Source organism: Paenibacillus sp. 01L418, from assembly GCF_056400045.1.
Genome location: NZ_JBFTSN010000743.1, coordinates 1 through 1379 on the forward strand (window position 1 = coordinate 1; position 1379 = coordinate 1379).

The window sequence follows — 1379 nt, forward strand, 5'->3', positions numbered from 1 at the left end:
GTGTGTACTCAGACAGGTGATCTAAAAGTTTATTTTACTGGTAGTTGGTAGCTAGCTAATCTCAGATAATGAATCTATAATAATTAATTTACTTTAACAATACTAATGCGATGTTGATTGCTACCGTTAAAATTGCAAATACGTATGCAAGATTAACTTTAAGTTTTATTTTTATTTTAAAATGTTAATCATCCTCCTAAATGTTTACGGAAAAGATGACCACTCTGTCTGAGTTTTCTTATTATATCATGCTTATTATGGGTATTCAAAGTTTTTATATAAGTCTGCATAGATTTTAATTTAATAAAAGCAAATTATCAATGAATACTCGTTTTGCATGTGCGAAAAGTTGTGCTCCTTGAGAAGTATCGAAACTTAAACAGGTTGCTATTCCAATCAATGTTTGGATCAAGACGCCTTTCCAGTCATATCTATTCAATTTGTCTACTGAGAGAGTAAGATAATCAAGTTTGTTGTTTATTTCTGTCATCTGATTAGTTGTTGGATTAAACTCAATGGCAATTATTTTTCTAAAGTTTTCAATCATACTAACTAAAGTTATTTTCTCGTCATGAGAAAAGTTTACTTTATCATCTCCAACTCCTAAATATTCATTTTCTTCTTGAAAAAGGGTACTCCAAAGATCAATATGATCTTCTTCTGAAAGGTAATCGGATAGATCATTTTCAAGCCAATGTGTAAATGCCAAATAAATAGGTTCTATATCAGAAAACCAATCTCTATCAGGATTATAATCACTTTCAGCAAAACTAGGAGAAAACTCAATATAAGCATAATCGTAATGTTTGTAGCTTTCAGGGGTGTTACGATACCAAAACATCATAGGTGAGTCTTTAAATTTTATAACAAATGCAGGATTGTTCTTTATTAATTGTTCACTGACTTCAAACTGATTCCTTGAAAATTTTGATTTATCTATGCAGTTTAAAAAACCATTTTTATCTTTTTTTAACATGACTTATTACCTCCATGATGATTAGTACAAATGGTTCGTTTCAACTAAGTATGATGGCTGTACTTGATCATTATATCTAAAATGGAAATTTTATAAAAGTCTTTTGGAGGATAATGCTGGAAAAAGTCGAAATAAGACATAAGCAAAATAGTATAAGGGGTGCGAGATGGCAGAAGAGACAACTGAGAATAAAGTAAGCTTAAAAAACATTGTGATTAATACAACCTCAATCATCACTCTATTTACTCTTTTCTTTTATGTGGTAGCATATCGTTTTGAGGCAGGGTACAAGTCTTATTTTTCTATTCCAGACAAGTTAATAGAACTGAATATTCTCACTATTATTAGACCTAATATTCCATTTACCACTATGCTTATTCTAGTAGCTGTTGCAATGCTGGTG

At 30.4% G+C, this 1379-nt stretch carries 2 protein-coding genes; one reads left to right on the forward strand and one right to left on the reverse strand.

All coding sequences use genetic code 11. The annotated features are described in order from the left end of the window. Positions 1-295: 295 nt before the first annotated feature. A complete protein-coding gene (locus AC1DSE_RS35255; RefSeq protein WP_477510308.1) occupies positions 296-976 on the reverse strand; it encodes a hypothetical protein in 681 nt (226 codons plus the stop codon). Between the two features lie 166 nt (positions 977-1142). On the opposite strand from AC1DSE_RS35255, the gene AC1DSE_RS35260 reads away from it, so the two are divergent. After that, positions 1143-1379 (forward strand): hypothetical protein (locus tag AC1DSE_RS35260; protein ID WP_477529123.1); only part of this gene is annotated, 237 nt, incomplete at its 3' end.